At 61.7% G+C, this 25,923-nt stretch carries 28 protein-coding genes and 1 pseudogene; 10 read left to right on the forward strand and 19 right to left on the reverse strand.

Going from position 1 to position 25,923, the window contains the following annotated elements:
• On the reverse strand, positions 1-203 hold a 203-nt coding region (locus AC07VY_RS05745), incomplete at its 3' end, for an ABC transporter permease subunit (RefSeq protein WP_495096910.1).
• A gap of 207 nt (positions 204-410) precedes the next feature.
• Positions 411-1,181 carry an ABC transporter substrate-binding protein gene (locus tag AC07VY_RS05750; RefSeq protein WP_495096909.1) on the reverse strand — a complete coding sequence of 257 codons (771 nt, stop codon included), beginning with the start codon at positions 1,179-1,181 and terminating at the stop codon, positions 411-413.
• Between the two features lie 210 nt (positions 1,182-1,391).
• On the opposite strand from AC07VY_RS05750, the gene cobT reads away from it, so the two are divergent.
• Both cobT and AC07VY_RS05760 read left to right on the forward strand, forming a co-directional pair.
• Positions 1,392-2,420 carry a nicotinate-nucleotide--dimethylbenzimidazole phosphoribosyltransferase gene (cobT, locus tag AC07VY_RS05755; protein ID WP_495076318.1) on the forward strand — a complete coding sequence of 343 codons (1,029 nt, stop codon included), beginning with the start codon at positions 1,392-1,394 and terminating at the stop codon, positions 2,418-2,420.
• Between the two features lie 165 nt (positions 2,421-2,585).
• Entirely contained in the window at positions 2,586-4,829 is a 2,244-nt protein-coding gene (locus tag AC07VY_RS05760) for a sensor domain-containing protein (RefSeq protein WP_495119478.1), read from the forward strand.
• Positions 4,830-4,837: 8 nt separating this feature from the next.
• Here the strand turns inward: AC07VY_RS05760 and nth are convergent, their stop codons facing one another.
• The 3 genes from nth to AC07VY_RS05775 all read right to left on the reverse strand — a co-directional run bounded on the left by nth (position 4,838) and on the right by AC07VY_RS05775 (position 6,858).
• Complete coding sequence (gene nth / locus AC07VY_RS05765; protein ID WP_495096907.1) at positions 4,838-5,476, reverse strand: endonuclease III; 639 nt, start codon at positions 5,474-5,476, stop codon at positions 4,838-4,840.
• A gap of 18 nt (positions 5,477-5,494) precedes the next feature.
• The gene (locus tag AC07VY_RS05770) at positions 5,495-6,301 is read right to left on the reverse strand and encodes an HDOD domain-containing protein (RefSeq protein WP_495096906.1); all 807 of its coding nucleotides are present in this window, start codon (positions 6,299-6,301) and stop codon (positions 5,495-5,497) included.
• Positions 6,302-6,369: 68 nt separating this feature from the next.
• Entirely contained in the window at positions 6,370-6,858 is a 489-nt protein-coding gene (locus AC07VY_RS05775) for an AraC family transcriptional regulator (RefSeq protein WP_495096905.1), read from the reverse strand.
• Between the two features lie 58 nt (positions 6,859-6,916).
• Here AC07VY_RS05775 and AC07VY_RS05780 point away from each other — a divergent pair, with 58 nt between their 5' ends.
• The 4 genes from AC07VY_RS05780 to AC07VY_RS05795 all read left to right on the forward strand — a co-directional run bounded on the left by AC07VY_RS05780 (position 6,917) and on the right by AC07VY_RS05795 (position 10,766).
• On the forward strand, positions 6,917-8,092 hold the full coding sequence (locus tag AC07VY_RS05780) for an aminotransferase-like domain-containing protein (protein ID WP_495096921.1): 1,176 nt from the start codon (positions 6,917-6,919) through the stop codon (positions 8,090-8,092).
• Between the two features lie 208 nt (positions 8,093-8,300).
• On the forward strand, positions 8,301-9,341 hold the full coding sequence (locus AC07VY_RS05785; protein WP_495096904.1) for an aromatic ring-hydroxylating dioxygenase subunit alpha: 1,041 nt from the start codon (positions 8,301-8,303) through the stop codon (positions 9,339-9,341).
• Complete coding sequence (locus AC07VY_RS05790; protein WP_495096903.1) at positions 9,338-10,297, forward strand: PDR/VanB family oxidoreductase; 960 nt, start codon at positions 9,338-9,340, stop codon at positions 10,295-10,297. Before AC07VY_RS05785 ends, AC07VY_RS05790 begins: the two co-directional genes overlap by 4 nt.
• Positions 10,298-10,301: 4 nt before the next feature.
• Positions 10,302-10,766, forward strand: coding sequence for a MarR family winged helix-turn-helix transcriptional regulator (locus tag AC07VY_RS05795; protein WP_495096902.1), 465 nt, complete (start codon positions 10,302-10,304; stop codon positions 10,764-10,766).
• Between the two features lie 72 nt (positions 10,767-10,838).
• Here the strand turns inward: AC07VY_RS05795 and AC07VY_RS05800 are convergent, their stop codons facing one another.
• On the reverse strand, positions 10,839-11,267 hold the full coding sequence (locus AC07VY_RS05800; RefSeq protein WP_495096901.1) for an RcnB family protein: 429 nt from the start codon (positions 11,265-11,267) through the stop codon (positions 10,839-10,841).
• Between the two features lie 162 nt (positions 11,268-11,429).
• On the opposite strand from AC07VY_RS05800, the gene ddlA reads away from it, so the two are divergent.
• Positions 11,430-12,536 (forward strand): D-alanine--D-alanine ligase, encoded by a 1,107-nt coding sequence (gene ddlA / locus AC07VY_RS05805; RefSeq protein WP_495096900.1) that lies wholly within the window; start codon positions 11,430-11,432, stop codon positions 12,534-12,536.
• Between the two features lie 32 nt (positions 12,537-12,568).
• On the opposite strand, the gene AC07VY_RS05810 is transcribed toward ddlA, so the two are convergent.
• The 3 genes from AC07VY_RS05810 to AC07VY_RS05820 form a co-directional block, all read right to left on the reverse strand.
• Entirely contained in the window at positions 12,569-13,078 is a 510-nt protein-coding gene (locus tag AC07VY_RS05810) for a hypothetical protein (RefSeq protein WP_495096899.1), read from the reverse strand.
• Between the two features lie 292 nt (positions 13,079-13,370).
• Positions 13,371-13,910 carry a GNAT family N-acetyltransferase gene (locus AC07VY_RS05815; RefSeq protein WP_495096898.1) on the reverse strand — a complete coding sequence of 180 codons (540 nt, stop codon included), beginning with the start codon at positions 13,908-13,910 and terminating at the stop codon, positions 13,371-13,373.
• A gap of 51 nt (positions 13,911-13,961) precedes the next feature.
• Positions 13,962-14,408: a hypothetical protein gene (locus AC07VY_RS05820; protein WP_495096897.1), complete on the reverse strand. Its 447-nt coding sequence runs from the start codon at positions 14,406-14,408 to the stop codon at positions 13,962-13,964.
• A 27-nt stretch (positions 14,409-14,435) separates the two neighbouring features.
• Between AC07VY_RS05820 and AC07VY_RS05825 the strand changes: the two are divergent.
• Positions 14,436-14,573, forward strand: a pseudogene (locus AC07VY_RS05825) (IS110 family transposase); the annotation flags it as partial.
• Between the two features lie 162 nt (positions 14,574-14,735).
• Here the strand turns inward: AC07VY_RS05825 and AC07VY_RS05830 are convergent.
• The 9 genes from AC07VY_RS05830 to AC07VY_RS05870 form a co-directional block, all read right to left on the reverse strand.
• Entirely contained in the window at positions 14,736-15,365 is a 630-nt protein-coding gene (locus tag AC07VY_RS05830; RefSeq protein ID WP_495096896.1) for an ETEC_3214 domain-containing protein, read from the reverse strand.
• Between the two features lie 710 nt (positions 15,366-16,075).
• Complete coding sequence (locus AC07VY_RS05835) at positions 16,076-16,360, reverse strand: hypothetical protein (protein ID WP_495096895.1); 285 nt, start codon at positions 16,358-16,360, stop codon at positions 16,076-16,078.
• Between the two features lie 87 nt (positions 16,361-16,447).
• Positions 16,448-16,744 carry a hypothetical protein gene (locus AC07VY_RS05840; RefSeq protein ID WP_495096894.1) on the reverse strand — a complete coding sequence of 99 codons (297 nt, stop codon included), beginning with the start codon at positions 16,742-16,744 and terminating at the stop codon, positions 16,448-16,450.
• A 97-nt stretch (positions 16,745-16,841) separates the two neighbouring features.
• Positions 16,842-17,603: a TIGR02391 family protein gene (locus AC07VY_RS05845; protein WP_495096893.1), complete on the reverse strand. Its 762-nt coding sequence runs from the start codon at positions 17,601-17,603 to the stop codon at positions 16,842-16,844.
• 283 nt (positions 17,604-17,886) lie between these two features.
• A complete protein-coding gene (locus AC07VY_RS05850; RefSeq protein WP_495096892.1) occupies positions 17,887-18,246 on the reverse strand; it encodes a TfoX/Sxy family protein in 360 nt (119 codons plus the stop codon).
• On the reverse strand, positions 18,243-19,352 hold the full coding sequence (gene mltB / locus AC07VY_RS05855) for a lytic murein transglycosylase B (RefSeq protein WP_495096891.1): 1,110 nt from the start codon (positions 19,350-19,352) through the stop codon (positions 18,243-18,245). Before mltB ends, AC07VY_RS05850 begins: the two co-directional genes overlap by 4 nt.
• Positions 19,353-19,378: 26 nt before the next feature.
• Positions 19,379-21,367 (reverse strand): transglutaminase TgpA family protein, encoded by a 1,989-nt coding sequence (locus AC07VY_RS05860; RefSeq protein WP_495096920.1) that lies wholly within the window; start codon positions 21,365-21,367, stop codon positions 19,379-19,381.
• Between the two features lie 70 nt (positions 21,368-21,437).
• Positions 21,438-22,400, reverse strand: a complete 963-nt coding sequence (locus tag AC07VY_RS05865; protein ID WP_495096890.1) for a DUF58 domain-containing protein — start codon at positions 22,398-22,400, stop codon at positions 21,438-21,440.
• Positions 22,397-23,317 (reverse strand): AAA family ATPase, encoded by a 921-nt coding sequence (locus AC07VY_RS05870; RefSeq protein ID WP_495076303.1) that lies wholly within the window; start codon positions 23,315-23,317, stop codon positions 22,397-22,399. The genes AC07VY_RS05865 and AC07VY_RS05870 overlap by 4 nt, the downstream gene beginning before the upstream one ends.
• Before the next feature lie 42 nt (positions 23,318-23,359).
• Between AC07VY_RS05870 and AC07VY_RS05875 the strand changes: the two genes are divergently transcribed.
• Positions 23,360-24,313 (forward strand): histone deacetylase family protein, encoded by a 954-nt coding sequence (locus AC07VY_RS05875; RefSeq protein ID WP_495096919.1) that lies wholly within the window; start codon positions 23,360-23,362, stop codon positions 24,311-24,313.
• Between the two features lie 71 nt (positions 24,314-24,384).
• On the forward strand, positions 24,385-25,722 hold the full coding sequence (locus tag AC07VY_RS05880) for a mechanosensitive ion channel family protein (RefSeq protein WP_495076301.1): 1,338 nt from the start codon (positions 24,385-24,387) through the stop codon (positions 25,720-25,722).
• Here AC07VY_RS05880 and AC07VY_RS05885 read toward each other — a convergent pair.
• Entirely contained in the window at positions 25,686-25,913 is a 228-nt protein-coding gene (locus tag AC07VY_RS05885; RefSeq protein ID WP_348007854.1) for a helix-turn-helix domain-containing protein, read from the reverse strand. The two genes, AC07VY_RS05880 and AC07VY_RS05885, sit on opposite strands and share 37 nt — an antisense overlap.
• Between the last annotated feature and the right edge of the window lie 10 nt (positions 25,914-25,923).

Here is a 25,923-nt window from a genome sequence, read left to right on the forward strand (position 1 = left end):
AACACCAAGAGCATCAGCACCAGGTCCGGGATGCCGCGGATGATGGTGGTGTACAGCGTGGCCGGCACGACCAGCACCGGCCGCCCGGACAGCTTGGCGGCTGCGCCCAGCAGGCCCAGCAGCACCGAGACCGCCAGCGCGGCCAGGGATACGCCGACCGTGAGCAGCGCGCCATGGAGGATGGACCAGTAGTAATCAGACAAAACAAATCTACCTGCAGAATAAAAAAACAAGCCGTGGTGCTTATCGCTTACCACGGCCATGAGATAGAGAACGACAACCACCGGGGGCTAGAGACACCCCTGTCTTCCCACCAGGAACCCACAGAACCGGCTCCGCCGGGCTGTAGGGTTCGCCCCCTGCAAGGGGGTTGGCGAAAGACGCGAAGCGCTGCAGCCTGGGGGTGCGCTTTACTTCGTGCCGTACACGTCGATCTTGAAGTACTTGTCGTTCAAGGTCTTGTAGGTGCCGTCGGTGCGGATGGCCTTGATGGCGGCGTTGAGTTCTTCCTTCAGCGCCTTGTCACCCTTGCGCAGGGCCACGCCGACACCGCCGCCAAAGTACTTGGGGGTGTACAGCTCGGGGCCAACGGCCACGTAGTCCTTGCCTTCGGGCTTGCTCAGGAAGCCACCGGTGACTTCGATGATGTCGGCCACGGTGCCGTCCAGGCGGCCGGCCTTGATGTCCAGGTAGACCTGGTCCTGGGCTTCATAGGGGGTGACGACCACGCCGAGCTTCTTGAGTTCGCCGTTGGCGTACTTCTCTTGGGTGCTGCCCTTCAAGACGCCGATCTTCTTGCCCTTGAGGGAGGCCAGGTCGGTGAACTTGATGTCGTTCTTGACGACGATCTTGCTGGGGGTGTTGTAGTACTTGTCGGTGAAGTCCACCACTTTGAGGCGGTCTTCGGTGATGGACATGGAGCTGATGATGGCGTCGTATTTCTTGGCTTGCAGGCCGGGGATCATGCTGTCCCAGACCTGTTCGACGAACACGCATTTGCGTTTGATCTTCTCGCACAGGGCGTTGGCGATGTCCACGTCGAAGCCGGTGGGCTTGCCGTCGGCGGTCTTGAAGGTGAAGGGCTCGTAGGTGGGGTCGATGGCGACTTTGAGGTCTTTACCTTGTGCCATTGCGGCAATAGACAGGGCGCTCAGGGCGAGAGTCAGAACGATTTTCTTCATTGATGTTCCTGGTAGGAGGGGTGTCAAAAATAGCTTGCAGGACACACTTTAGGGGCTCAAATTTTAGGCCCCAAGGTGGTGCGTAGCGGCAGGGGTTTGCCCTTAACAGCTGGGTAGCTTCGAATGCAAGTCCCATACCAAGGCTGGCCAGGTGGGTTGCTTCCAGTGTCTGCTGTAATCTGCGTATTTTGCATTGACCGAGAACCCACCATGACTTTGACGGATTTGTCCCAATCTTCCTTGCGCCCATTGTTGCAGCTCAAACTGGATCAGAAGACCAAGCCCTTGGGTTCTTTGGGGCGGCTGGAAGCCTTGGCCGTGCAGCTGGGCGAGATTTTGGGCACCGAGGCTCCGGTACTGGAGCAACCCCAATTGGTGGTGTTTGCTGGCGACCATGGCCTGGCTGCGCGCGGTGTGTCGGCCTATCCCAGCGATGTGACCTGGCAGATGGTGGAAAACTTTTTGGCCGGTGGTGCCTGCGTCAGCGTGCTGGCGCGCCAGCATGGCATTGCGCTGACCGTGGTGGACTGCGGCGTACGGCATGACTTTGCGCCCCGCCCGGGGCTGCTGGACTACAAGCTGGCCTATGGCACAGCCGATGCGCTGGAACAAACGGCCATGAGTGCCGCCGAATGCGAGCGGGCGATTGCCCAGGGCCGCGCGGTAGTGAAAAGCCTGCCAGGCAATGTCTTGCTGCTGGGTGAAATGGGCATTGGCAATACCTCGGCAGCATCGCTATTGATGGCCCGTTTGACCGGGCTGGATATTGCGGATTGCACCGGCGTGGGCACCGGCCTGGACGATGCGGGTTTGCAGCGCAAGATCGCCGTGCTGACCCAGGTGCTGGAGCGCCATGCTGGCGTGACCGATCCGTTGGAAGCACTGGAGGCGTTTGGTGGTTTCGAGATGGCGACCATGCTGGGCGCCGTGCTGCAGGCGGCCCAGGAAAACCGCGTGATACTGGTCGATGGCTTCATCACCAGTGCGGTGGTTCTGGTGGCCCATGCGCTGCAGCCCTTGGTGTTGCAGCGCTGCGTTTTCGCCCACAGCTCGGGCGAGCGCGGTCATGCCTTGATGCTGCACCATATGGGTGCAACGCCACTGCTGGATTTAGGCCTGCGCCTGGGCGAGGGCTCGGGGGCCGCCATGGCTTGGCCGCTGCTGCAGTCAGCCTGCTTGGTACTGGCGGACATGGCTAGTTTTGCATCTGCGGGCGTGTCGCAAAGCGCGGCTCCGTAATTGGGTGTGTGCTACGGTTTTAATAGCTGGCTGCGCAAGTTCTATATGCGCTACAAGGCATTTTTATATGTAAGTATGGTTTAGGGTTTGTGTGTGCGGTGGGGGGGCTGTACAGCAGCATATGCACTGGTAAACTGGGCTTCGACCTCGTTGAATGGCCCACCCATGAACATGTCGCCTCCCAATTTTGGAGCCCAGTCTGTCGGAGCACCCGAAGGGGGCTTTACGCGGGCGGTGGCAAGCCAGTTGCTGCAGGCCGTGTCGCACAGTGACAGCGCTTTCCTTGTATGCGGGCCGGACGCCCGCATCAGCTACGTCAACGCAGGTTTTACCCGAGTCTTTGGTTACACCGCAAGCGAAGCGCTGGGCCAGTTGGCCAGTGTGCTGTTGGCCGGTCCACACTCTCATGCCGAGGCCATGCAGCGCATGGCCGGTAACTTTTTGCAGCCCGGTGGCGGCCACACCGAGGCGTTGATGTACACCAAGACCCGCCACCCCTTGTGGGTGTCGGTGGTGGTGGACCCATCGTATGACGAGCGCTGCCAGTTGCTGGGCTTGGTCTGTGTTCTGTCTGACGTTACACAGGTCAAGATGCATGAACAGCTGCAGTACAAGGTGCTGCAAGCCATGGCGCAGGAAATGCCCTTGCAAGACCTGATGGCGCTGGTCTGCCACGAGGTGGAACAGATCGCGCCCGAAGTGACCTCCTCGGTGCTGGCGGTGGACATGCAGGGCCGGCTGCATCCATTGGCGGCACCAGGTCTGGCCAATGAGTTTTCATCTGCGTTGGAAGGGCTGTCCATCGGGCCTCAGGCCGGCTCCTGTGGTACGGCAGCCTGGCGGCGCGCACCTGTGGTGGTGACGGATATCGCCAGTGACCCGCTGTGGGCGCCTTACAAGCACATGATCCTGCCCTATGGTTTTCTGGCCTGCTGGTCCAGCCCCATCATGGCGCAGGATGGCCGGGTGTTGGGCACCTTCGCGTTCTACTTTCGTGAAAATCGCGGGCCGGACCCGTTGCACCAACGCCTGGTGAATGTCTGTGTGCATCTCTGTGCGCTGGCAATGGAGCGCGAGGAGTCGCGCGCGCATATCCATCAATTGGCATTTTTCGATGCTTTGACCGGCTTGCCGAATCGCACCATGCTGCGCAAACGGGCTGAGGCTGCGGTGGCGGAAGCCGGCCGTACACAGGCGCCGCTGGCTGTGCTGTTTTTCAATATCGACCGATTCAAGCAGGTCAACGACACGCAAGGCCATGGCGCGGGAGATGCGCTGCTGCGCGAAATCGCTGCCCGTTTGGGCCTGTTCGTGCGTGCGGGCGATCTGCTGGGGCGCCATGCGGGGGATGAGTTCGTGGCCGTGCTGACGGAGTGCACCTCTGAGCAGGCCACGCAGTTGGCTGATGAAATGCGTGCCGCAGTGACAGCGCCGGTGCTGTTGTCGGGTACGGTGGTGCACTCCAACGCTAGTCTGGGTGTAGCGATGTTCCCCGAAGATGGCACCGACTTCGATACCCTGCTGACCCACGCCGATCTGGCCATGCACCAGGCCAAGCGCGATGGCCGGGGTTGCATGCGTTTCTTCAATCTGGCGATGGATCGCCAGACCCAGGAACGCATTGCCCTTGAGTCGGCGTTGCGTGAGGCACTGCGCACAGGCGGCCTGCAGCTGCACTACCAGCCGCAGGTCATGGGGCATGGCGGTCAGCAATTGCATGGTGTGGAAGCCTTGGCGCGGTGGACGCACGCAGAGCTGGGGGTGATTTCGCCGGCCCGCTTCATTCCGCTGGCGGAAGAATCTGGCCTGATCGACGTTCTGGGCCGCTGGGGCCTGGAGGAAGCCTGCCGCCAGATGGCCGACTGGCGCAGACGGGGTATAGCCGTACCACGGGTGGCCGTCAATCTGTCGGCGCGCAACTTCCAGGATGCCGGCTTGCCACGCCTGGTGGCCAACTTGTTGAGCGAGCACGGGCTGACCCCGAACGACCTGACGCTGGAGATGACCGAGAGCGTGATGATGGACGCCGGTGGCAGCGCACTGCAGACCATCCACGCGGTGCATGCCATGGGAGTGCATCTGTCGCTGGACGACTTTGGTACCGGTTATTCCTCCCTAGGCTATTTGCACCGCCTGCCCATTCACGAGCTGAAGCTGGACAAAAGCTTTGTGCAAGACCTGGACGACAGTGCCGCTGCGCAGGCGCTGACCAACACCGTCTTGCGCATCGGCGACGGTTTGCGCCTGACGGTGGTTGCCGAAGGTGTGGAAACCCAGCTGCAGGCCGACTTTCTCACGGACCGCGGCTGCCCGGTGCTGCAGGGTTATCTGTTTGCCAAGCCTTTGCCGGCGCCCGAACTGGAGCAGTGGCTGCAGTCCCGGGCCAGGGCGAGCGTCCCTCTGGTCTGACCGTGGACTCAGGGCGCCGCAGTCTTGGGTTTGAAGTCGCAGTAGCTCGCTACGCCGCACTGCCAGCACAGGGGCTTGCGTGCTTGGCAGATGTATCGGCCGTGCAATATCAGCCAGTGGTGGGCGTGCACCATGTATTCGGCCGGAATGCGTCTGAGCAGGCCTTTTTCTACTTCCAGCGGGGTCTTGCCGGGCGCCAGCCCAGTGCGATTGCCCAGGCGGAAGATATGCGTGTCCACCGCCATGGTGGGTTCGCCAAAGGCTACGTTCAAAACCACATTGGCGGTCTTGCGGCCCACGCCGGGCAGGGCTTCCAGGGCCTCGCGGTCGTGCGGCACCTCACCGCCGTGCAGGTCCACCAGCATGCGGCAGGCTTGCATCAGGTGCTTGGCCTTGCTGCGGTACAGGCCTATGGTTTTGATGTAGCCCTCCAGCCCCTCCAGGCCCAGGTCCAGAATGGCCTGCGGCGTGTTGGCAACTGGAAACAGCTTGCGCGTGGCCTTGTTGACGCCCACGTCGGTGGCCTGGGCCGACAGCAGCACGGCCGCCAGCAGCTCAAACGGGCTGCTGTACTCCAGCTCGGTAACGGGGTGCGGGTTGGCGGCCTGTAGGGTGGCAAAAAATCCGGCGATGGCTTGGCGATTCATGCCTGGCAGAGTTCCATTTCAGAGTGAGGAGATATCGACAAACGAGTCGGGCAGGGGGAATTTGGACTGCATCCATTCTCGGTTCAGCTGCAGGGCGTGCACGACCTCTTCGGGTAGCTCGTCCAGCATTTCCACGCCGCCGGCCGGCATGTCGGCCAACAACATGGCCAGGTGCACGATGCCGCCTAGCCGGTTGAACGGGTGGGCGGCCAGCGGGTCGGAGCAGGTGTCCAGCGCGCGCACGATCTCGGCGGGGAAGTTCCAGCGGCGCGCCAGCTCGGCAGTGATCTGGCCCTCGCTGAAGCCGGTCAGGCGCTGTTCGCGCTCCCAGCGGCCACCGGGCTGGTGTGGCAGTTTTTCAATTTCTTGCAGGCTGCTCGGCTCGGCCTGGGCAATCATCAACTCGCCCAGGCGCACCATCATGCTGGCCAGCCAGGCTTCGCTGCCGTCCAGGCCCAGGTGGGCCGACAGCCATTGCGCATAGCCAGCGCTCACCATGCAGCTGCGCCAGAACTCCTTGCGATCCAGGCCGTCCACCACGGGAAACGCGTCGCCCATGGCTGCGGCCAGGCCCAGGGTGCGTACCCGGCTCATGCCCACCAGGGTGATGGCGTCGTCCACCGTGGCCACCTTGCGGCTCAGGCCGAAGCTGGCGCTGTTGGCCAGGCGCAGCAGGCGGGCGGTCAGGGTGGAGTCCTTGGCGATGATGGCGGCCACCTGCGGGCCGGTGGCATCTTCATCGTTGAGCGTGCGGATCAGTGCGTGCGCTACCTCCGACATGACGGGCAATTTGACGGATTGAAAAAATACCGAGATGTCCGACATGGTGTCTCCTCTGCTGATGGATGAAGTGGCTTAAATACATGCTTTACATGGAGCCTATTCTTACCTATTTATGCGGCACGAATGGGTAAACATAACCAGCATTGGATAGCCCCGGTTTTGGCGTTTACCCGGTAGCCTTCGGGGTAGATTTCCAGCAATGGGGCCTCCATCAGACGCCAGGCGCCATCGGCCGTTGCACTGGGCAGCCATTCGCTGCGCAGGTGCAGCCAGGCCGCGTGGATGTCCAGTGCCGTGCCGGTAAATTGGCCGCATACATAGCGGCCACCGGCAAAGTCCTGTACCGCCACGTCGGCACTGGGCATGAAGTCTTCGTCCACCTCCACGCAGCAGTCGTAGCGGCATTGTTCGGCGGGCGTGGTGCTGGCCCGGTCCTGGCGTATGCCCAGCTGGGTGCGCCGGGTTGCGTCCAGACCGTGCTGCTGGCGCCAGGTGGCAAAGCGGGTCCAGGTCTGGGTGCTGGCGGCGCTGCCGTATGGGCCTGTGCAGCGCATATAGGCCAAGTGCATGGGCGGCAGCAACCTCAGTTCTACATGCATGGAGCGTCCCTTTATTAGCGACAATGCGGTTCAGAAAGCGAGAAACCCAACCATGTCCCTGCCATTTGCCGACCGACTCAACTACGTTGAAACCTCCGCCATACGCGAACTCTTCAAGCTGCTGGGCACGCCCGGCATCATCAGCTTTGCGGGCGGCTTCCCCGACCCTGCGCTGTTTGATGTGGCTGGTATCGCAGAGTCTACCGCCGCCGTGCTGGCGAACAACCCCGGCCCGGTGCTGCAATACGGCGCCACCGAAGGCTTCAACCCGCTGCGCGAACAGCTCAGCAAGTTCATGGGCAACAAGGGCGTGACCGTGGCGCCCGACGGCCTGATCGTCACCACCGGCAGCCAGCAGGCGTTGGACCTGATCGGCAAGACCATGATCAACCCCGGCGACAAGGTGATCGTCGAAGGCCCGACCTTCCTGGCCACCATCCAGTGCTTCCGCCTGTACGGCGCGCAGGTCATCAGCGCCCCCATCGATGCCGACGGCGTGGACGTGGACGCGCTGGAGAAGCTGATCGACGAGCACAAGCCCAAGCTGGTCTACCTGATCCCCACGTTTGGTAACCCCAGCGGCGCGACGCTCAGCCTGGAACGCCGCAAGCGCATTCTGAACATTGCCGTGCGCACCCAAACCCTGGTGGTGGAAGACGACCCCTACGGCGAGCTGTACTTTGACCAGCCACCGCCACCCAGCATCCTGGCGCTGAGTGCCGACGTGCCCGGTAGCCGCGACTGGCTGGCGCACTGCGGCTCGATGAGCAAGATCCTCAGCCCCGGCCTGCGCGTAGGCTGGCTGATCGCCCCGCCTGAGCTGCTGGCCAAGGCCACCATGTGCAAGCAGTTCAGCGATGCCCACACCAGCAACCTGACCCAGGCCACGGCCGCGCATTACCTGACCCTGAACCGCCTGGACGCCACGCTGGTCGGGGTGCGCAAGGTCTACGCCGAGCGCGCCCGCGTCATGGCCGAGTCGTTGCGCCGCGAGCTGGGTCCCGCCATCACCTTCAATGCGCCGCAGGGCGGCATGTTCTTCTGGGCACGCCTGACCGAAGGCCGCGACGCCGGTGCCTTTGCCAAGCGCGCCATCGAAAAGCTGGTGGCCTTTGTGCCCGGCGCGCCGTTCTTTGCGCATGACGCCGATCTGTCCACGCTGCGCCTGAGCTTCGCCACCGTGGGTGTGGAAAAGATCGAAGAGGGCATTGCCCGCCTGGGCCAGGCACTTTAAGGAAAATAGGGCTCCAGCGCAGGAACTACCTGCGCAAGAGGCTATAAATTATGTAGCGTAGGCGTCCACTGAAAAGGGGCGGCATTCGGGAAAGTACCGAGGCCTAGCCCCTTTTGTTTTGAATTGACGATCCGTATACTGATCGTAAGAAGCAGCGGGCCTGAACTTGCCCGCCTAAATGACTCAACCCTCGATAGGAGCCCACGCCATGTTCCCCAAAAACGCCTGGTACGTCGCCTGCATGCCCGACGACATCGCCGACAAACCCCTGGGCCGCAAGATTTGCGGCGAGTCCATGGTCTTCTACCGTGGACCCGAGGGCCAGGCCGTTGCGCTGGAAGACTTCTGCCCGCACCGTGGTGCCCCCCTGTCCCTGGGCAAGGTAGAAAACGGCAAGCTGACTTGCGGCTACCACGGCCTGGAAATGGGCTGCGACGGCAAGACCGTGGCCATGCCCGGCCAGCGCGTGCGCGGCTTTCCACCGATCCGCAAGTTCGCGGTGATCGAGCGCTACGGCTTCATCTGGGTCTGGCCCGGCAGCCCGGACCTGGCCGACGAGTCCAAGCTGCACCACCTGGAGTGGGCCGACAACCCCGCCTGGGCCTATGGCGGCGGCCTGTTCCACATCAACTGCGACTACCGCCTGATGGTGGACAACCTGATGGACCTGACGCACGAAACCTATGTGCACGCCAGCAGCATCGGCCAGAAGGAGATCGACGAGGCGCCCGTGAAAACCGTGGTGAATGGCGACGAGGTCATCACCAGCCGCTACATGGAAAACATCTCCGCACCGCCGTTCTGGCGCATGGCGCTGCGCGGCAACGGCTTGGCCGACGACGTGCCTGTCGACCGCTGGCAGGTCTGCCGCTTCACCCCGCCCAGCCATGTGATGATCGAAGTCGGCGTGGCCCACGCCGGCAAGGGCGGCTACGACGCCCCGGCCGAGCACAAGGCCGCCTCCATTGTGGTGGACTTCATCACCCCCGAGACCGAGACCTCCATCTGGTACTTCTGGGGCATGGCGCGCAGCTTCAACCCGCAGGACGCGGCGCTGACCGCCAGCATCCGCGAAGGCCAGGGCAAGATCTTCAGCGAAGACCTGGAAATGCTGGAAAAGCAGCAGCGCAACCTGCTGGCCTACCCCGAGCGCAAGCTGTTGATGTTGAACATCGACGCCGGCGGCGTGCAGTCGCGCAAGGTGATAGACCGCCTGCTGGCCCAGGAAGCTACGCAGGTGACGGTATGAGCGACAAGCTGCGTGTGCGCGTGGCCCGCAAATGGCTGGAGGCCGAGGGCATTTGCGGTTTCGAGCTGGTGGCACTGGACGGCGCGGCGCTGCCCGCTTTCAGCGCCGGCGCGCATATCGACGTGCATCTGCCCGGCGGCACCACGCGCCAGTATTCGCTGTGCAACGACCCGCAGGAAACCCAGCGCTACTGCCTGGGCGTGCTGCGCGACCCGGCATCACGCGGTGGCTCCGAGGCCATGCACGCCTTGGCCGAGGGCAGCGAACTGGACATCAGCGCGCCCAAGAACCATTTCCCGTTGGCAGCGGACGCCCAGCGCAGCCTGCTGCTGGCCGGCGGCATAGGCATCACGCCCATCCTGGCCATGGCGCAGCAGCTGGCGGCCAGCCGCAAGCCCTTCGATATGCACTACTGCACCCGTTCGCAGGAGCGCACGGCCTTTGTCGAGCGCATCCGCGGCAGCGCGTTTGCGCGCGATGTGCACTTCCATTTCGACGACGGTGGCAGCGTGCAAGCCCTGTCTCTGCCCGACCTGCTGGCCGAGCCGCAGCCCGGCGTGCACCTGTATGTGTGCGGCCCCAAGGGATTCATGGACGTGGTGCTGGGTACCGCCCGTGCCAGCGGCTGGCCCGAAGAGCAGCTGCACTACGAGTTTTTCTCTGCGGAAGTGGTGCACTCGGCCAATGACGCCAGCTTCGACGTGCGCCTGGCCAGCAGCGGCAAGGTGATCCATATCGCAGCGGAGCAAACCGTCATCCAGGCCCTGGCTCTGGCGGGTGTGGAAGTGCCGTTCTCCTGCGAGCAGGGCGTGTGCGGCACCTGCCTGACACGCGTGATCGAAGGCGTGCCTGACCACAAAGACCTGTACCTCACGCCCGAGGAACAGGCAGCCAACGACCAGTTCACACCCTGCTGTTCGCGGTCAAAATCACCGGTACTCGTACTCGACCTGTGACCCCATGCCCGACACCGCTGCCACGCTTCTCGCCGCCCCCATCGACCTCAACGACCAGCCCGGCCATCTGATACGCCGGGCCCACCAGATCGCCGTGGCCAGCTTCCACCAGCATCTGGGCCGAGAAGTCACCCCCGTGCAATACGCCATGATGCGGGTCCTGCAGGCCAGGCCGGGCATAGACCAGGCCACGCTGGCCCAAGAGGTGGCGCTGGACACGTCCACCACCGCCGACATCGCGGTGCGCCTGGAAAGCAAGGGTTGGATCAGCCGTGCCGTGCTGGCACGCGGCCAGCGCAGCCTGGCGCTGACCGAGGCCGGCGTCGCGCTGCTGGGCACCCTGGTGCCCGGCATGCAAGACATGCAGACCCAGCTGCTGGATGGACTGGAGATGGAGGAACGGCAAGAGCTGCTGCGCCTGCTGCGCAAATTCGTCGCTCCCGACTCCGAGCGGCGCCAGGCGCGCTAGCGGTCAATATGCTCTGTTTTTAGGAGCTGCCAGCGCAGATGTTACCTGCGCTAGAGCCCGATTTGGCTTAAATCAATTGCCCAGCAAAATCTGCGCAATGATGCCGGTGGTAATGGCGATCAGCACATAGTCGCCACCCGTCTGCACCCAGTGATAGCCGCGCGGTGGCGCGCTCAGGTGGTGGCCGCGCCAGTCGTTCACCACATAGCTGTTGTCGCGGTACTCGCGTGGCAGACGGCCACCCTTGCGGAAGTTGTGGTCCGGGCCAGCGCCACGTTCCTGCATGGCCGGGGGGCGGTCATTCTGCATGCGCTGTCCCATGGCCTGGCCTGGCATTTGGCGGTCCATACGGTGTTCCTGGCGTGGGTCATTGCGCTGGTCATGCTGCTGGTTCTGGCGCTTCCAGTCGTCATCGCCCCCGGACCGGCCTTGCGCCTGGGCCACGCTGCCCAGGCACAGGCTGGCGGCGGTCAGTGCGGCGATCAAAGTTGTTTTGTGCATTTGCTGATCCTTTTCGTAGTGCGGCCAGGTGACCGCCTTTGCCTGCATTGGAGTCCAGAGTCCGAGTCAAAGCTGTAGGAACGGGCCTGGTTTACGGATGTTTACGCAGCGGCTACGTTCATGCACGGCTGTACATTTCCCAGACCAAGCAAGGAGATGCACATGGCCAGTAAAACCAGGGTTGGAATCATTTTTGGTGGCAAATCGGCAGAGCACGAAGTGTCTTTGCAATCGGCCAAGAACATTGTGGATGCGCTGGACACAGCCAAGTTTGAGGTGACCCTGATCGGCATCGACAAGCAAGGCCAGTGGCATGTGAACGATGTGTCCAACTACCTGCTGCATGCCGACAACCCCGCACTCATCGCGCTGCACCGCAGCCATCTGGACGTGGCGCTGGTGCCGGGCACGGATAGCCGGCAACTGGTCAGCACCCAGGAAGCAGCGGCGGCCGCACTGGGCCAGATCGACGTGGTGTTTCCCATCGTCCACGGCTCGCAGGGCGAGGATGGTTCGCTGCAAGGCCTGTTGCGCATGCTCAACCTGCCTTTCGTGGGCTCGGGCGTGCTGGGCTCGGCGGTGTGCATGGACAAAGATGTGTCCAAGCGCCTGCTGCGCGACGCCGGCCTGGCCGTAGCGCCATTCCTGGTGTTCACGCGGGCCAACGCGCACCGCGCCCGGTTCGACGACGTGGTGGCCCAGCTGGGCCTGCCCTTGTTCGTCAAGCCGGCCAATATGGGCTCGTCGGTCGGCGTGAGCAAAGTGCGCACTGCGGACGAATTCCAGCGCGCCCTGGCCCTGGCGCTGGAGTTCGACCACAAGGTATTGGTAGAACAAGCCATCGTGGGCCGCGAGATCGAATGCGCGGTGCTGGGCAACGACGACCCCCAGGTCAGCCTGTGCGGCGAGATCGTGCTGCGTGACGAGTTCTATTCCTACGACACCAAATACATCGATGAGCAAGGCGCTGCGGTGGTAGTACCAGCCGACATCGACGAGACCGCCAGCAGCGAAGTCCGCCGCGTGGCCCTGGAGGCGTTTCGCGTGCTGGACTGCGTAGGCATGGCCCGCGTCGACGTGTTCCTGACGCCGCAAGGCAAGGTGCTGGTCAACGAGGTGAACACCTTGCCCGGTTTCACCTCCATCAGCATGTACCCGAAGCTATGGCAGGCGAGTGGGCTGGGCTATACCGCGTTGATTACTCGGCTGATTGAACTGGCGCAGGAGCGGTATGTGCTGGATAGGGGGTTGAAGACTTCGATTGTTTGAATGGCTGCAATAGTTACAGCGGCCTTACAGCGTTATTCAGGGGACTGATAGTTGAGCATGGCTCGTGCCACGGCTATACCTTTCTCTTTATCGGACGCAAAGGCCATCAAAGCTTGGCTGTATTCAGTCACGTTTCTTTTTTCCAAAAGATCAATATCTGCCGGAGTTAGAAGATTTTTTTTGCCAGATGCAATTTCTTGATTTAATTTATTCGAAAGTGCCTTTTGATCATCAGCCTGCAATGCATCAATTGATTGTTTGGCAATGCGTTCACTTACATACTTTTGCAAATAGGGTATGGCGGCCTCTTCAATTACGTAATCTGGAATTTTGGTTCGCTTCGCACAAAGATCAATAAGGCGGGGAATGGCTGCGTATTGAGGGGTTTCCCTGCAATTGAATTCCAGGCCAGCTCGGTTCATTTCGGCGAATCCTATGGAGCGCAGCAAAATGTGCCACACATCAGACTGCGCCAGCGTAGGTTGTACTGTCGATGCCATTGCGATGCATAGAGCAATGCGCGCTAAATTTAATGCCTGCATTGTGATCTACCTTTAATGCCGTACTGGCCGCAATTCCGGTCGATAAGTCCTGTGCAGAGCGACACATGTGAGATGCAAAGCATCAGATATAAATTTTCCATTAATTCCCGGCCCCCTGCGTTGCAATATATCCACGTACGCGATCAGGTATGCGAGCGGGTGCGACGCAAGCACTATAGCCAGATTGCGGGGTGCATTGACCTAGAAGCTAGCCAAGCTGCAATTGTCCTTAGCAAATTGGCAGCATTCAAGCACGGGCTTTGAAGACTTCGATTTGTTGAGGGGAGTCTATTTAAGAAGGCTTAGCCGTCGCCTCTTGGAGAGCACGAGGATTCTCCCAGGCGAAGCGAAAGAGCGGGGCATCAGTGCCACCCGGCGCATGCCAAACGCTGGTTCCAACATTTCTTGCTCCATAGCGTGCGTAGAAGGCTTGCGCCTTGGTGTTGGACTGGATTACCGACAAGTACAGACCTGCTTCACCGTATAGCCGTGTGCACAACTCAGCAGTAGCGTGCAGCAGTGCGGTGCCTATGCCTCGGCCCTGTGCTACTTGGGAGACATGGATGTTATTGAGGAATGAGCCCAATTCGGCGTGCGCGCTCCCATACAGGCAGGCAAAGCCGATTAACCCATCGCCGTCTTCGGCGACGTAGACGTGCTGGTGCTCTGGAGGTTCAGCTAAACGAGATTCCCAGAGTTGCCGTCTGTCTTGCACGATATCTCCAGCGAGGTATTCGTCACTGAGTGCACCTCTGTAGGCGGATCTCCAGCTTGAAACATGAAGCTCGGCGATGGCGGAGCAGTCTGATAAAAGTGCGGCGCGGATGAACATGGTGACGGTTAACGACTTAGGCAGACCGCCGAAGGCAGGTCAGCTTGGGGGTTAGGCTCCGCCGTTTGCATGCTTCGATCTTGTTTGAAGGAGGACTGCGGCCAATGGCGCCAGAAAGGTGACGAGGAGAACAACAGGCCAGATGTTGCCATCTTTGAATGTATAGGCGGCGAGTAGCTCAGACCAGGACTTGTGCTGGACGTAGCGCCCAAAGCTGAACTCGAAGACCAGTGTGAGACACAACCAAGAAGCGCCAACGCGAAGACCTTGCAAGATTGTGATGCCGTGGCTGAGGAGAACAAAGGCGAAAGACACAAGCGCCACGAGAAGGGAGAGCAGCGTGCCGCTCAGGACTAGACCGGTGGTCTTGCCGAGAGCAGGAATCAGAATGATCTCGCGAAAAGCCCCGTTGGCGACTGCCAGGGCAAGTATGACTAGCCAGGCAACAAGCGACTTGAGCAACGGGATCGAGTGCCAAGATTGGCGTGTTGAAGTCAATCTGCAACCTTGTAAAGGGGAAGCCCCATGACCGAGACTACACGAGTTGGCGTTGATCTGGCAAAACGCGGCATCCACGTCCACGCCGTCGATGCCGCAGGCAAGATGTTCACCAACCACCCCTTGAGCCGTGACCAATTCATGGCCTGGTGTGCCCAGTTGCCCCCGCACGGTTTGATGCAACAAGGCCGTCTGTAGATGTGCAGTCTGTTCCTCGTTTACCGCAGCTTCCGTTGATGTCAGCGCAAGGAATACCGCTTTCCAAGGAAGAAGAAAAATACCGTTTCCTATTTGACTATTTTGGAAGTCCCTGTAAAGGATTAGGTGTCATAGGAATCCATAGTAGCTGAATGAAGGTGGCTCTTCTAAACGCGTCACACACGCCCAATTGATTGTCATCTTCTTCGGTATCTCATCGCGAGATTGAGCATTTGGTGACCAGTGATGCTCATCCGGAGATACGCCGGGACATTCGAGATATCCAAGGGCATAGTTCCAATACAGGCCCGGAAAGCCGTAATATTTGACGACATAGAAATGGTAGAACTTCGAGGAATAGTCAAAGACGACTTCGTCGCTCGCCTCGATGACGGATGCAAAAGTCGTCTTACCCAGAAGAAGGTTGTTTATCGGCCAGACGTGAAAGCGATTGCGGCGAGCGACACCACGTAGACCGACAGAGACCGCGTCGACTGTGGTCTTGTCGGTGGAGTCCACTTGCACACAAGCTTCACTAAAGGCATAGCGGTACTGCCCGTCGGTCTCTTGATGCGGCGGTCCAAGCAGCTCTTTCACGCGTGCCATCGAAGCGCCAGGCTTGATGTGAGCGAAGAGATTTTTGGGTGCGCGCTTGTAGCTGACAGTGGGACGACGGAACCACCCGTAAGCAAAACCCACCAACTTGGTCGCTGGAGACAGGACGGTTTTCGCAACTGAGAAGAGAAGCGGATCGGTCATATTTAGTTTTGAGGCCTAGTGTCCGAGGCCGCTGGCACGCAACTCACGCCGTGAAGTGGCAACCCGACGTTGCTTCTCCATGTACGTCGATTTGTTAGAGGTCATATGCGCGGGTACTTTGTGTCTCAATATTCGAATCATGGGGTGAACACCAACCGACAACTAATGCAGCATGCTTTCGTCCAAGGTCATCCTCAATTTTCACTAGGCAGTGGAATGGTCGAGCATTCGCGCGAGTGCTGAAAAATTGCGGCTTTGCGGTTGTCGATTCGAACTGGACAGTAACGCATGCGGATGTTAGCCATGATCTGGGAAGCTTTCGACTCTCCATCATGACACGCAATTTGGCGCAGTAGTTTTTCGCAACAAATGCCAATGGTTCTACGCTTGGTGTCGACTCCAAAGGGGCCAGCGGAATTAGGAGCGAGTCGCTACTGTGTTCTTTGACATAGGCATACAGCAAGCCCAGCGCCCAATATCCCCGCACGTCGTTGTTCCTACTCACGAATGAACGGACGATGTCTGCCGCAACCCCATTTAGCTCGGATCGACGAGGCATCGAATGTGACCTTTAACGAGGCTGTAAAAAACCTGAATCGCACAAGCGTTTGCCATACCTTGCGCATAACGCCGCGTCGATGTCAGGGTTTGAGTGTTCATGCCCACAGTTTGCTGCAATTTTGCCCCTTTCTGATTCTGTTGCTGCTCCGTCAGCCTTGTCGTCGCCCTATTGAACCCTTGATGTCCTCTGAAAGAAAGCCAATACCGCACTTGTCGCAGAAATAGCCATCCACAAATTGCTCCAATGGCGCACTCTTTAATACTTCGAATTTACATTCATCAACAGCGAGTTGATCCTTGCGCTGATATCCTGCTTGCTCTTCCCCCGGGAAAAGCAAATTCGGGCTGGCCGCACCGATGAGGAGCGTCTTTTCTCTCACCTGAGCTTCACTTAGGCATTTCGGGCAAATTTGTGGGTTTTCGAGATGACTCATGGGGATGTCTGACGTTCGAGGTCACCGGCACGCAGCAAGCGTCACACAGCGGTAACCTGCTGGTGTGCACCCGCGCGGGCCGACCAGTTATGCCTCATTGGCCGGGATAGAACGCAGAGCTTCGCGAGCGGACATCGCGACGCTTGAATTGCTAGACTTAACCATCTCAAGGAGTATCTCTTTCTCGATCAAAAGCGAACTCTCGCCAAGAATATAGGCTATATGCTCTTGCCGCATCACAGGCCATGACTGCCAATGGTGGCCAACCTCAGAAAGGACAGTTATTGGGTTTTCGTCTACAACAGAGCGAGCATCAATGCTACCAACATCTGCCCAGTAGTCAGCATCTGGCAGGTCTAGCAATTTTACGAGTCGCTCAAGCATTGGCCCAATTCCATAAGGCATAACGTTCAAGGTACCCGAACCTGCGCGGCTTTTTTCGCAGGTCCGGTTGACCGCAGGGTTTGTCGTCATTGGCAACCTACCGTCTGCTATCAATAATGCGAAGCAAGTGGCTCGCCAACACCACCATTTCTTGAGCTTCCGTTGCATCGTTGATCGAAACGGTGCGATGAGAATGCGGATTCTTGTAAGAGCCAATTGCTCCGGCAAACAAGTGTGCTAACGCTTCGCGCTCAGCCTCTGGCTGCTGCATATCAGAGAGCGGACCAGCCGTTTTGTCAAATGCTTTGCGCATCAGCGCGGTTCCAATGTCTGCGTCTGCAAAATGTCCGGCCTCGCGCACGGCGACTTCAACTGCACGAAATGCCTTGAACACTGCGGTTTCTAGATCACCCCGAACAATGTCGAGCCAAACTTCATCCGCGATGGACGGATGTAACAATGCCTTCGGGAAGGCAAGGCTGCGCGCATAAGTATTGAATGAGCCATCGGCCAATATTGCTCTGGCGCGGCGGCTCAGCAGCATATGTCCGTTGTTGCCGTTTATCCCTGGCTCAGGAATTAGAAGACCCTGCACAGTCAGCCAATTCCATGCTTCGGCGAGCGCTAATTCAGCATCTCGCTTCCGGTTCTGGGGATAGCCGTCCGAGGTTCCTGGATGGCCGTGGATATCGGAGACCAAAGCCTGTAAATGAATACGGTCGTTTTGGCGACGCTCGTCGGCAAGGCGCAATAAGACCGCCGCCAGTTCTTCCGGCGCTAGCGCCGCAAGCACGTCTACGTCAGGGATTACTGATGTCAGAGTGACCATAATGTTGGGGGCGGGAATATGACGACGCATGTAATGCAGACCGCAAACCCCGGTCGATACATCCGGCACTTGACGATACATCTTTTGAATAAAAGCGCTGTAAGCCTCTCGTACGTTGGGTCAGCGGCACCCATGCTGGGAGGAACATTTGGTATAAATTTTCCATGAAACTCGGCGCTCCTAAGTTGCATTCCACCCGCTTGCGCGATCAGGTCTGCGATCGGGTGCGGTGCATGCACTATAGCCAGGCTGGCGCGGTACTTTGACCTGGAGAGCGCCTAAGCCGCTGTTGTACTTTGCAACTTGGCAGCATTCAAGCCCGGGCTTTGGGGCGCTTCGTCTTCGCCTGGCGCGCGACCTCCAGCGCTTGCTGCGCCAGCGCCAGCAGGGCCGTGGGATCTTCCAGTATTTCCGCCGGCACCTCGAAGTATTTCTTCACCTGCACGCGCCGGGCCTTGGTGTTGTAAGCAAAGCACTGGCTGCCCATCTGCTCGTACTTCGGGCGGGTGGTGTCGTTCACGGTGAAGTACAGCGTATTGCCCATCAGCATCGCAAACTGGGTGCCGCCAGATACCAGGCCTATGCCACCAAAGAAGGGCTTGCTTTGCAGCTGGTCCATGCCCGCCAGCTGTTCGACGATGAACTCTACAAAGCTGGAGCTGCCGGCGCTCATGGTGTAGCTCTCGCTTTGACAATGGCTGCTACTTCCTGCCCCAGCTCCAACACCGCCATGGCGTAGTAGCTGCTCCAGTTGTAGCGGGTGATGGCGTAGAAGTTTTCGGTGCCGGCAACATATTGCGGCGGGTTGTCGCCGTTTTGCAGTTCGACCAGGGCCAGTGGGCCGCTGTGCTGCAGGGCCGGGCCGTCCAGCATGGCGCCCTTGGACTGGAAGCTGGCTACGCTAAATGTGGGCAGGATGTCGGGGGCCAGCAGGGCGTCCATATTGGCCGTATTGATATTTGGTGCGAATTGCACCGGGTAGGTGGCGGGCATGCCGGGTTGCCAGTGGAAGGCCTTGAAGTAGCTGGCCACCGAGCCGATGGCATCGGTGGCGCTGCCGAACAGGTCCACATGGCTGTCGCCGTCGAAGTCCACCGCGTAGTGCACCCAACTGGTGGGCATGAACTGGGGCATGCCCATGGCGCCGGCGTAGCTGCCGCGCAGGCTGAGTGGGTCTATGCCGGCGCGCTGCGTGAGGCTGAGGAACTGCTCCAGCTCGCCTTTGAAGTAGGCGCTGCGCTCGGCGGCGCGCGGGTGGCTGGCGGGGAAGTCAAAGGCCAGCGTGGCCAGTGCGTCGATGACGCGGAAGTTGCCCATCTGCTGGCCGTAGATGGTCTCTACGCCCAGGATGCCGACGATGATTTCGGGCGGCACGCCGTATTCTTTTTCAGCACGCTCCAGCGCGGCGCGGTTGTCTTGCCAGAAGCGCACGCCGGCGGCGATGCGGATGGGTTCAATGAAACGGCTGCGGTAGAGCTTCCAGTTTTTGGCCGTGCCGCTGGGCGCGGGTGCCATCAGGCGCGGCACGCTGGGCAGAAAGCGCGCCTGGCCCAGGATGTTGTGCACCCAGGCGGCGTCCAAGCCGCGGCGCTCGGCGATGTCGTCGGCGGCGGCCATGGCGTCGTCACGGCTGGCGTACAGCGGGCCGGCGGTGATGGCGGCGACTTTGGCGGGTTTTTTGACTTTGGGCTGTTTTGCGGGCTTGGCGCAGACAGATGCTGCGCAAGCAGCTATTAAAACGAGAGCAATCGGGTGGAATATCGGGCGGAATGGGTGCATGGAATAAGGAAAGTGGCCACCTGAGTTTAGTGGGGCCAGACGAGCCCTCTAAAGCTGCGCCGCAGCGCCGCCAGGCTGTGCGGCGTTTGGGGTGCATAGCGCTGGGCCTCCAGCTGCAGCAGCCATTGCTGGATGGCCGGGTGCTGGGGCAGCAGCGTCGCCAGTTCGCGGGGCGGAGCGTTGGGGGCGGGGGTGATGCCGGCCTTCAACAGCTTGCGCCGGGCGGCGTCCAGCAGGCGCAGCCAGGGGTCGTGTTGCAGGCGTTCCCACCGCGCCCAGGCGGCGCCGCCCAGGGTGGCCAGCACCAGCAGACCGGCGAGCAGCTTGCCCAGGTCTTCCCAGTCGGGGTTGGTAAAGCCTATGTTCTTCAGCAGGTTCAGCTGCTTGCCCTGGCTGTAGTTCAGCACCCACTGGTTCCAGCCGTTGTTCAGCGCGTCCCAGGCGGCGCGCAGGCGCTTGGCCATGTCGGGGCTGACGGTGCCCAGCACCGTGCCGACCACGCCGCTGGGCGCCTGCAGGCGCTGGAAGCTGCCGACCCGGCCGGGCGACACGGCGCCGGTGGGGTCCACGCGCGTCCAGCCACGGCCGGCCTGCCAGATCTCGGCCCAGGCGTGGGCATCGCTTTGGCGCAGCACCCAGAAGCCGTCCACGCCGTTGAGTTCACCGCCCTGGTAGCCGGTGACGATGCGGGCCGGCACGTCCAGCGCCCGCATCAGGATGACGAAGGACGAGGCGATGTGCTCACAAAAGCCTTCCTTGCGGTCAAACCAGAACTCGTCCGCCGTGTCGCGCCCGTAGACGCCGGGGTCCAGCGTGTAGCTGTAGCCGCCGGTGCGCAGCCGGTTCAGCACCAGCGCGACCAGGCTGGCGGTATTGGCTGTGGGCTGGGCGCGGCGGATGTCGGCGGCCAGCTGCAGGGTGCGTGGGTTGTAGCCGGGCGGCAGGTCCAGATAGGGCTGCAGGCTGCTATTGCTCTTGGTATCGGCTTGTTGGGGGCCATAGCGGAACTGTGGGTAGCTTTGCACCTGGTAGCGCAGCAGGTCGCTGACCGGGCGGCTGGCCAGCCATTGCAGGTCGGGCGTCATGGCGGCGTCCATGCCGGCCAGGGTGGGGCGCTGGGGCGTGGCGTCCAGCGTCAGCAGCCAGGGGCGGTTGCTGGGCTCCAGCGTGACCTGGTAGTTCACGGGCGCACCGGATACCTGCAGGTCGGTCGGCGGCAGTCGTGCAAAGTCGCTGTACTGGGGCAGCCACTCGCGGCCATCAAAGCGCGACAGCACCGGGCCGCGAAAGTACAGGTCTTGCTGCTGCGGTGGCGGGCCTTCAAAGCGCACGCGCATGGCGATGTTGTCGTCCAGCGCCAGCTGGGCCATGGTGCCGACCTGCATGCTGGCGGACAGGCCGCTACGCCCGGCCATGGCATCGCTGGGCACACCCCACAGCGGCGCCATGCGCGGGAACAGCAGGAACAGCACGGCCATGATGGGCGCGCCCAGCAGGGCCATGCCGCCGGCGATCTTGGCGGCTTCGGGCAGGGCGGTTTGCGGGGCCACCGGCATGTGTGCGTTGACCAGGGCCGTCAGCAGGCCCAGCAGGGCGATCAGCATGGCGGCCGCCGTCAGCAGCGACTGCGAAAAGAAGAAGTTGCTGAGCATGGTGAAAAAGCCCAGGAAGAACACCACAAAGGCATCGCGCCGGGCGCGCAGCTCCAGCGTCTTCAGCGCCAGCAGCACCACGATCAGGGTCACGCCGGCATCGCGCCCGAGCAGGGTTTTGTGCGTGGCCCAGGTGGCCGCCAGCGTGAGGGCCAGCAGCGCCGCCAGCCACCACCGCGAGGGCAGGGGCCGGGCGCGCCAGGCCAGCCAGCCGCGCCACAGCAGCACACCCGCCGTCAGGCCCGTGCACCACAGCGGTAGATTGCCCACCTGGGGCAGCACCACCCAGGCGATGACCACCAGCAGGAACAGGGTGTCGCGGCTGTCCCGGGGCAGGGCCCTCATCGGGTTCATGGTGTTCATTCCGCGCATGGGCTGCCCACTATCAAAATGAGAGCTGCTTGCGCAGGTAGATTCTGCGCTGGAGGACGATTCAGCATAAGGCCAGTGCCTCCAGGCAGCGGCGTTTGTGCGCCTCGCCAGCAGCGGGCGGCAGGGCCAGACCGGGCAGGCGCAGGCCGTAGTCCAGGCCCAGGCGGTCGGCCTGCAGCACCCAGGCGCACAGGCGTGACAGCCGGGCCTCGGTGCCCAAGCTGCCGGCCTGGGCGTAGTCCAGCCAGAGTTCGCTGCGCTGGGCCTGTTGGCTGTCGCGGCTCACCAGCTCATCGGCCTTGGCGGCCTTTTTCCAGACCACCAGCTTTAGCGGGTCACCACGGCGGTAGGCGCGCACGCCGTCAAAGTCGCCGCTGGCCTGGGCCGCGCTGTGGCTGGCGCTGCCAGGGCGCGGCTGGCCGGGCGGCAGTGGCGGCGGATGGGCTTCAGGCCGGGGGTAGACCAGCAGCTGTGCCGCCGGCCGCCAATAGGTCCACACGCGGAAGGTGCCCAGCGGGAAGCGCGTCTCGGCGGTGATGGCCGGCACGCGCTGCAGGCCCCGCTCGGTGGGGGTGAAGGCGATCTGCACCTGGGCGCTGCCCTGGGCGGGCACGTCGGTCCAGGCCCAGTGGCCAGAGCCCAGCAGGGCCAGGCCTATGCCGTGGCGAATCTTTTTCCGCGTGCTGCTGAGCTGTATGGAAACAAGCACATTGGCGCCCGTGTACTGGGGCTCGGGTGCTATCAAATGCATACTCAATCCATGCAGGGTCGCGTGGCCGACATAGGTACCCACTACGGCGCAGCCCGCCAGGAGAAAGGTCAATAAATAGCCCAGATTCAGCTGGTAATTGATGCTGGCCACCAACAGCACCAGCAGCGTGGCGGCGAGCATGAGGCCGGGTGCGGTGGGCAGGATGTAGACGTTGCGCTGGGTTAACAGCGTGGTGTCGGTGAAGTGGATGCGCGCCTGCCACCAGCGCTGGAAGCGCGCGCGCAGCAGAGCGAGAGGGTTCCTGAGCGTCACGGCAAAGGTGTTGATTCGAGCATGGCCTGCACCTGGGCTACGGCGCCGCGGCCGGCATCGCCTACCGGCACCAGGCGGTGCGCCACGGTTTGCGCCAGGATGGCCCGCACATCGTCGGGCGCCACATAGTCGCGCCCGCTCAGCAGTGCCTGGGCCTTGGCGGCGCGCACCACGGCAATGCCGGCGCGCGGGCTCAGGCCTTGCAGAAACCAACGGCCGGAGCGAGTGGCGGCCACCAGGTCTTGTACATAGTCGAGTAGCGGGGCGGCGGTGTGGACCTGCAGCACCTGCTGCTGCAGGGCCTGCAGCTCGGCCGCGTTGAGCAGGGCGGGCAGGTGCTCTACCAGTTCGCGCCGGTCTTGCCCCGCCAGCAGCTCGCGTTCGGCCTGGCGGTCGGGGTAGCCGAGCGAGATGCGCATCAGAAAGCGGTCCAGCTGGGATTCGGGCAGGGCAAAGGTGCCCAGTTGGTCCATGGGGTTCTGCGTGGCGATCACGAAGAAGGGCGAGGGCAGGGGGCGGGTGGCGCCCTCTACGGTGACCTGTTTTTCTTCCATGGCTTCGAGCAGCGCGCTTTGGGTTTTGGGGCTGGCGCGGTTGATCTCGTCGGCCAGCAGAATCTGGGCGAACAGCGGGCCAGGGTGGAAGACAAAGGCCTCTTTACCTCGCTCGTAGATAGACACGCCGGACAGATCACTCGGCATCAGGTCCGAGGTGAATTGAACGCGCGAGAACTGCAGGCCGAAGGTGCGCGCCAGCGCATGGGCCAGCGTGGTCTTGCCCACGCCGGGCACGTCTTCGATCAACAGGTGGCCGCCGGCCAGAAGGCAGGCGACGCAGTCCTGTACTTGGGCTGGTTTACCCACAATCACCGTGTTAAGCTGGCCCAGCAGTGCGTGGAGTTTGTTTTGTACATGCATGCCAAGACGTTACATGAAATTTCAAGTCCCACGCCCATGACCGTGAACAAGACCGGATACTTCAGCCATCCCGCCTGCCGCAAGCACGAGATGGGCCCTGGCCATCCAGAATGCCCGGAGCGGCTGGATGCGATCGACGACAGGCTGCTGATCTCTGGCGTGGCCGACGCCTTGGACCCGCGCCAAGCGGACGCGGCTTCGCTCGCCGACATCGAGCTGGCACACAGCCGCAGCCATATTTCCGCCCTGCGCGGCCTGGGCGATAGTCTGCGGGATGAGATCAACGCCGGCGGCCCCAGCCATGCGCAGATCGACCCCGACACCAGCATCAATATCCACACCTGGGAGGCGGCCCTGCATGCTGCCGGCGCGGCCATTGCCGCCACCGACGCGGTGATTGCCGGTGAGCTGGAAAATGCCTTCTGTGCCATCCGTCCGCCCGGCCACCATGCCTGCCGCGACAAGGCCATGGGGTTTTGCTTTTTCAACAACGTGGCGATTGCCGCCAAGTACGCGCTGGAGCGCCATGGCCTGAAGCGTGTGGCCATCGTCGACTTTGATGTGCACCACGGCAATGGCACCGAGAACATCGTGGCCGGCGACGAGCGCATTTTGATGACCAGCTTCTACCAGCACCCCTTCTACCCGGTGGGCGGAGCGCAGTCCGATGCGCCCAACCTGGTGAACGTGCCGGTGGCTGCCTACACCCGAGGCATGGACATCCGCGAGCTGATCGAGATGTACTGGCTACCCCGGCTGGAGCAGCACCGCCCCGAGATGATTTTCATCAGCGCGGGCTTTGATGCGCACCGCGAGGACGATATGGGCCAGCTGGGCCTGGTGGAGCAGGACTACGCCTGGATCACCCAGCGCATCAAGGACGTGGCCCGCCGCTTTTCCAAGGGCCGCATGGTCAGCTGCCTGGAAGGCGGCTATGCGTTGAGCGCGCTGGGCCGCAGCGTGGAAGCGCATATCCGGGTGCTGGCTGACTTGTAACTCGGCGTGTTACCTGGGGGTCGTGCAGCGCCGGGATAATCGGTCGCCTCGATACGCCAAGGTTTTGCACGATGGATTTTTTGAAGACGACGACTTCCCCCGCCCCGATTACCGACCTGGACAGCTGGATTGCTGCGTTGCTGCGGCCTGTGACCCTGTTTGAGCTGGCCAGCCTGGCGTTGTGCCTGCTGCTGGCTTGGGCTGTGGTGTGGACAGCGCGCAAGGCGGTGGACACGCCCGATCCGCGCTCGGTGCTGTTTGGCCGCCGCATTGTGGATGGTGTGCTGTTCCCATTCCTGCTGCTGGCATTTGGCACGCTGGCCGAGCTGCTGCTGGGGCATTGGATGTCGCTGGCGGTGTACAAGCTGGCCATGCCGGTGATCATCTCGCTGGTGGTGATACGCACCGGGGTGAAGGTGCTGCAGGCGGCCTTCCATGACGCGCCGCTGGTGCGCCTGCTGGAGCGCACCATTTCCTGGGTGGCCTGGCTGGCCATGGTGCTGTGGGTCAGCGGCCTGCTGCCGGTGCTGCTGGACGAGCTGGACCAGATCAAATGGAAGGTGGGCGCGTCCACCATGTCGGCGCGCAATGTGCTGGAGGGGGCGATCACGGCCGGTGCGGTGCTGATCGTGACGCTGTGGATTTCAGCGGCCATCGAGTCGCGCTTGCTGCGCAAGGCCACGGGCAGCGTGCTGTCGCTACGCAAGGCCATCAGCAATGCCACCCGCGCCTTGCTGATGTTCCTGGGGCTGCTGCTGGCTTTGTCGGCCGTGGGTATCGACCTGACGGCCTTGTCGGTGCTGGGCGGCGCTGTGGGCGTGGGTATCGGCTTTGGCTTGCAGAAGCTGGCAGCCAACTATGTGAGCGGCTTTGTCATCCTGGCCGAGCGCAGCGTTCGCATTGGTGACTTTGTGAAGATGGACAGCTTTGAGGGCCGCATCACCGACATCAACGCGCGCTACACCGTGATCAGCGCGCCCAATGGCCGTGAATCCATCGTGCCCAATGAGATGCTGCTAACCCAGCGGGTGGAAAACCTGTCGCTGAACAACTCCCGGATTTCGCAGGCCACCGAAGTCTCTGTGGGCTATGACAGCGACGTGGACCTGGTAATGCGCCTGCTGGTGGATGCGGCGCTGCAGGAAGAGCGCGTGCTGCGCGAGCCTGCGCCCGCCGCCACCTTGACGGCCTTTGGTGCAGACGGCCTGGGCTTCAATCTAGGCTACTGGATCAACGACCCGGAAAACGGACAGGGCAATCTGCGCTCGGCCATCAATCTGCGTATTTTGAAAGCCTTGCGTGCCCACCACATCGACGTGCCTTACCCGCAGCGCGTGGTGCACACCCGGGTAGTGCCAGCCAGCGATTCGGATCAGGGTGCTGCGGTGGTGTCCGCATCGGCTTCGTAGACCAGCAGGTCGCCAGGCTGGCACTGCAGGATGCTGCAGATCTTCTCCAGCGTGTCAAAGCGTACGCCCTTGACCTTGCCCTGCTTCAGCAGGGACAGGTTGGCCTCGGTCATGCCCACCAGCTCGGCCAGCACCTTGGATTTGAGTTTGCGACGCGCCAGCATCACATCGAGTTGCACCACGATTGGCATTGGGCGCCTT

The sequence above is a fragment of the Rhodoferax sp. GW821-FHT02C08 genome (genome assembly GCF_059421805.1).

Bases quoted from the DNA above. Each gene is read 5' to 3' on its own strand.
- cobT (WP_495076318.1), top strand. From the start codon at position 1,392: ATGACTTTGACGGATTTGTCCCAATCTTCCTTGCGCCCATTGTTGCAG.
- AC07VY_RS05830 (WP_495096896.1), bottom strand. From the start codon at position 15,365: ATGACCGATCCGCTTCTCTTCTCAGTTGCGAAAACCGTCCTGTCTCCA.
- AC07VY_RS05835 (WP_495096895.1), bottom strand. From the start codon at position 16,360: ATGAGTCATCTCGAAAACCCACAAATTTGCCCGAAATGCCTAAGTGAA.
- AC07VY_RS05870 (WP_495076303.1), bottom strand. From the start codon at position 23,317: ATGCATGTACAAAACAAACTCCACGCACTGCTGGGCCAGCTTAACACG.
- ddlA (WP_495096900.1), top strand. From the start codon at position 11,430: ATGGCCAGTAAAACCAGGGTTGGAATCATTTTTGGTGGCAAATCGGCA.
- AC07VY_RS05815 (WP_495096898.1), bottom strand. From the start codon at position 13,910: ATGTTCATCCGCGCCGCACTTTTATCAGACTGCTCCGCCATCGCCGAG.
- AC07VY_RS05770 (WP_495096906.1), bottom strand. From the start codon at position 6,301: ATGTCGGACATCTCGGTATTTTTTCAATCCGTCAAATTGCCCGTCATG.
- AC07VY_RS05760 (WP_495119478.1), top strand. From the start codon at position 2,586: ATGAACATGTCGCCTCCCAATTTTGGAGCCCAGTCTGTCGGAGCACCC.
- AC07VY_RS05810 (WP_495096899.1), bottom strand. From the start codon at position 13,078: ATGCAGGCATTAAATTTAGCGCGCATTGCTCTATGCATCGCAATGGCA.
- AC07VY_RS05860 (WP_495096920.1), bottom strand. From the start codon at position 21,367: ATGAACACCATGAACCCGATGAGGGCCCTGCCCCGGGACAGCCGCGAC.
- AC07VY_RS05850 (WP_495096892.1), bottom strand. From the start codon at position 18,246: ATGAGCGCCGGCAGCTCCAGCTTTGTAGAGTTCATCGTCGAACAGCTG.
- AC07VY_RS05790 (WP_495096903.1), top strand. From the start codon at position 9,338: ATGAGCGACAAGCTGCGTGTGCGCGTGGCCCGCAAATGGCTGGAGGCC.
- AC07VY_RS05845 (WP_495096893.1), bottom strand. From the start codon at position 17,603: ATGCGTCGTCATATTCCCGCCCCCAACATTATGGTCACTCTGACATCA.
- AC07VY_RS05840 (WP_495096894.1), bottom strand. From the start codon at position 16,744: ATGCTTGAGCGACTCGTAAAATTGCTAGACCTGCCAGATGCTGACTAC.
- nth (WP_495096907.1), bottom strand. From the start codon at position 5,476: ATGAATCGCCAAGCCATCGCCGGATTTTTTGCCACCCTACAGGCCGCC.
- mltB (WP_495096891.1), bottom strand. From the start codon at position 19,352: ATGCACCCATTCCGCCCGATATTCCACCCGATTGCTCTCGTTTTAATA.
- AC07VY_RS05750 (WP_495096909.1), bottom strand. From the start codon at position 1,181: ATGAAGAAAATCGTTCTGACTCTCGCCCTGAGCGCCCTGTCTATTGCC.
- AC07VY_RS05800 (WP_495096901.1), bottom strand. From the start codon at position 11,267: ATGCACAAAACAACTTTGATCGCCGCACTGACCGCCGCCAGCCTGTGC.
- AC07VY_RS05795 (WP_495096902.1), top strand. From the start codon at position 10,302: ATGCCCGACACCGCTGCCACGCTTCTCGCCGCCCCCATCGACCTCAAC.
- AC07VY_RS05885 (WP_348007854.1), bottom strand. From the start codon at position 25,913: ATGCCAATCGTGGTGCAACTCGATGTGATGCTGGCGCGTCGCAAACTC.
- AC07VY_RS05785 (WP_495096904.1), top strand. From the start codon at position 8,301: ATGTTCCCCAAAAACGCCTGGTACGTCGCCTGCATGCCCGACGACATC.
- AC07VY_RS05775 (WP_495096905.1), bottom strand. From the start codon at position 6,858: ATGCATGTAGAACTGAGGTTGCTGCCGCCCATGCACTTGGCCTATATG.
- AC07VY_RS05880 (WP_495076301.1), top strand. From the start codon at position 24,385: ATGGATTTTTTGAAGACGACGACTTCCCCCGCCCCGATTACCGACCTG.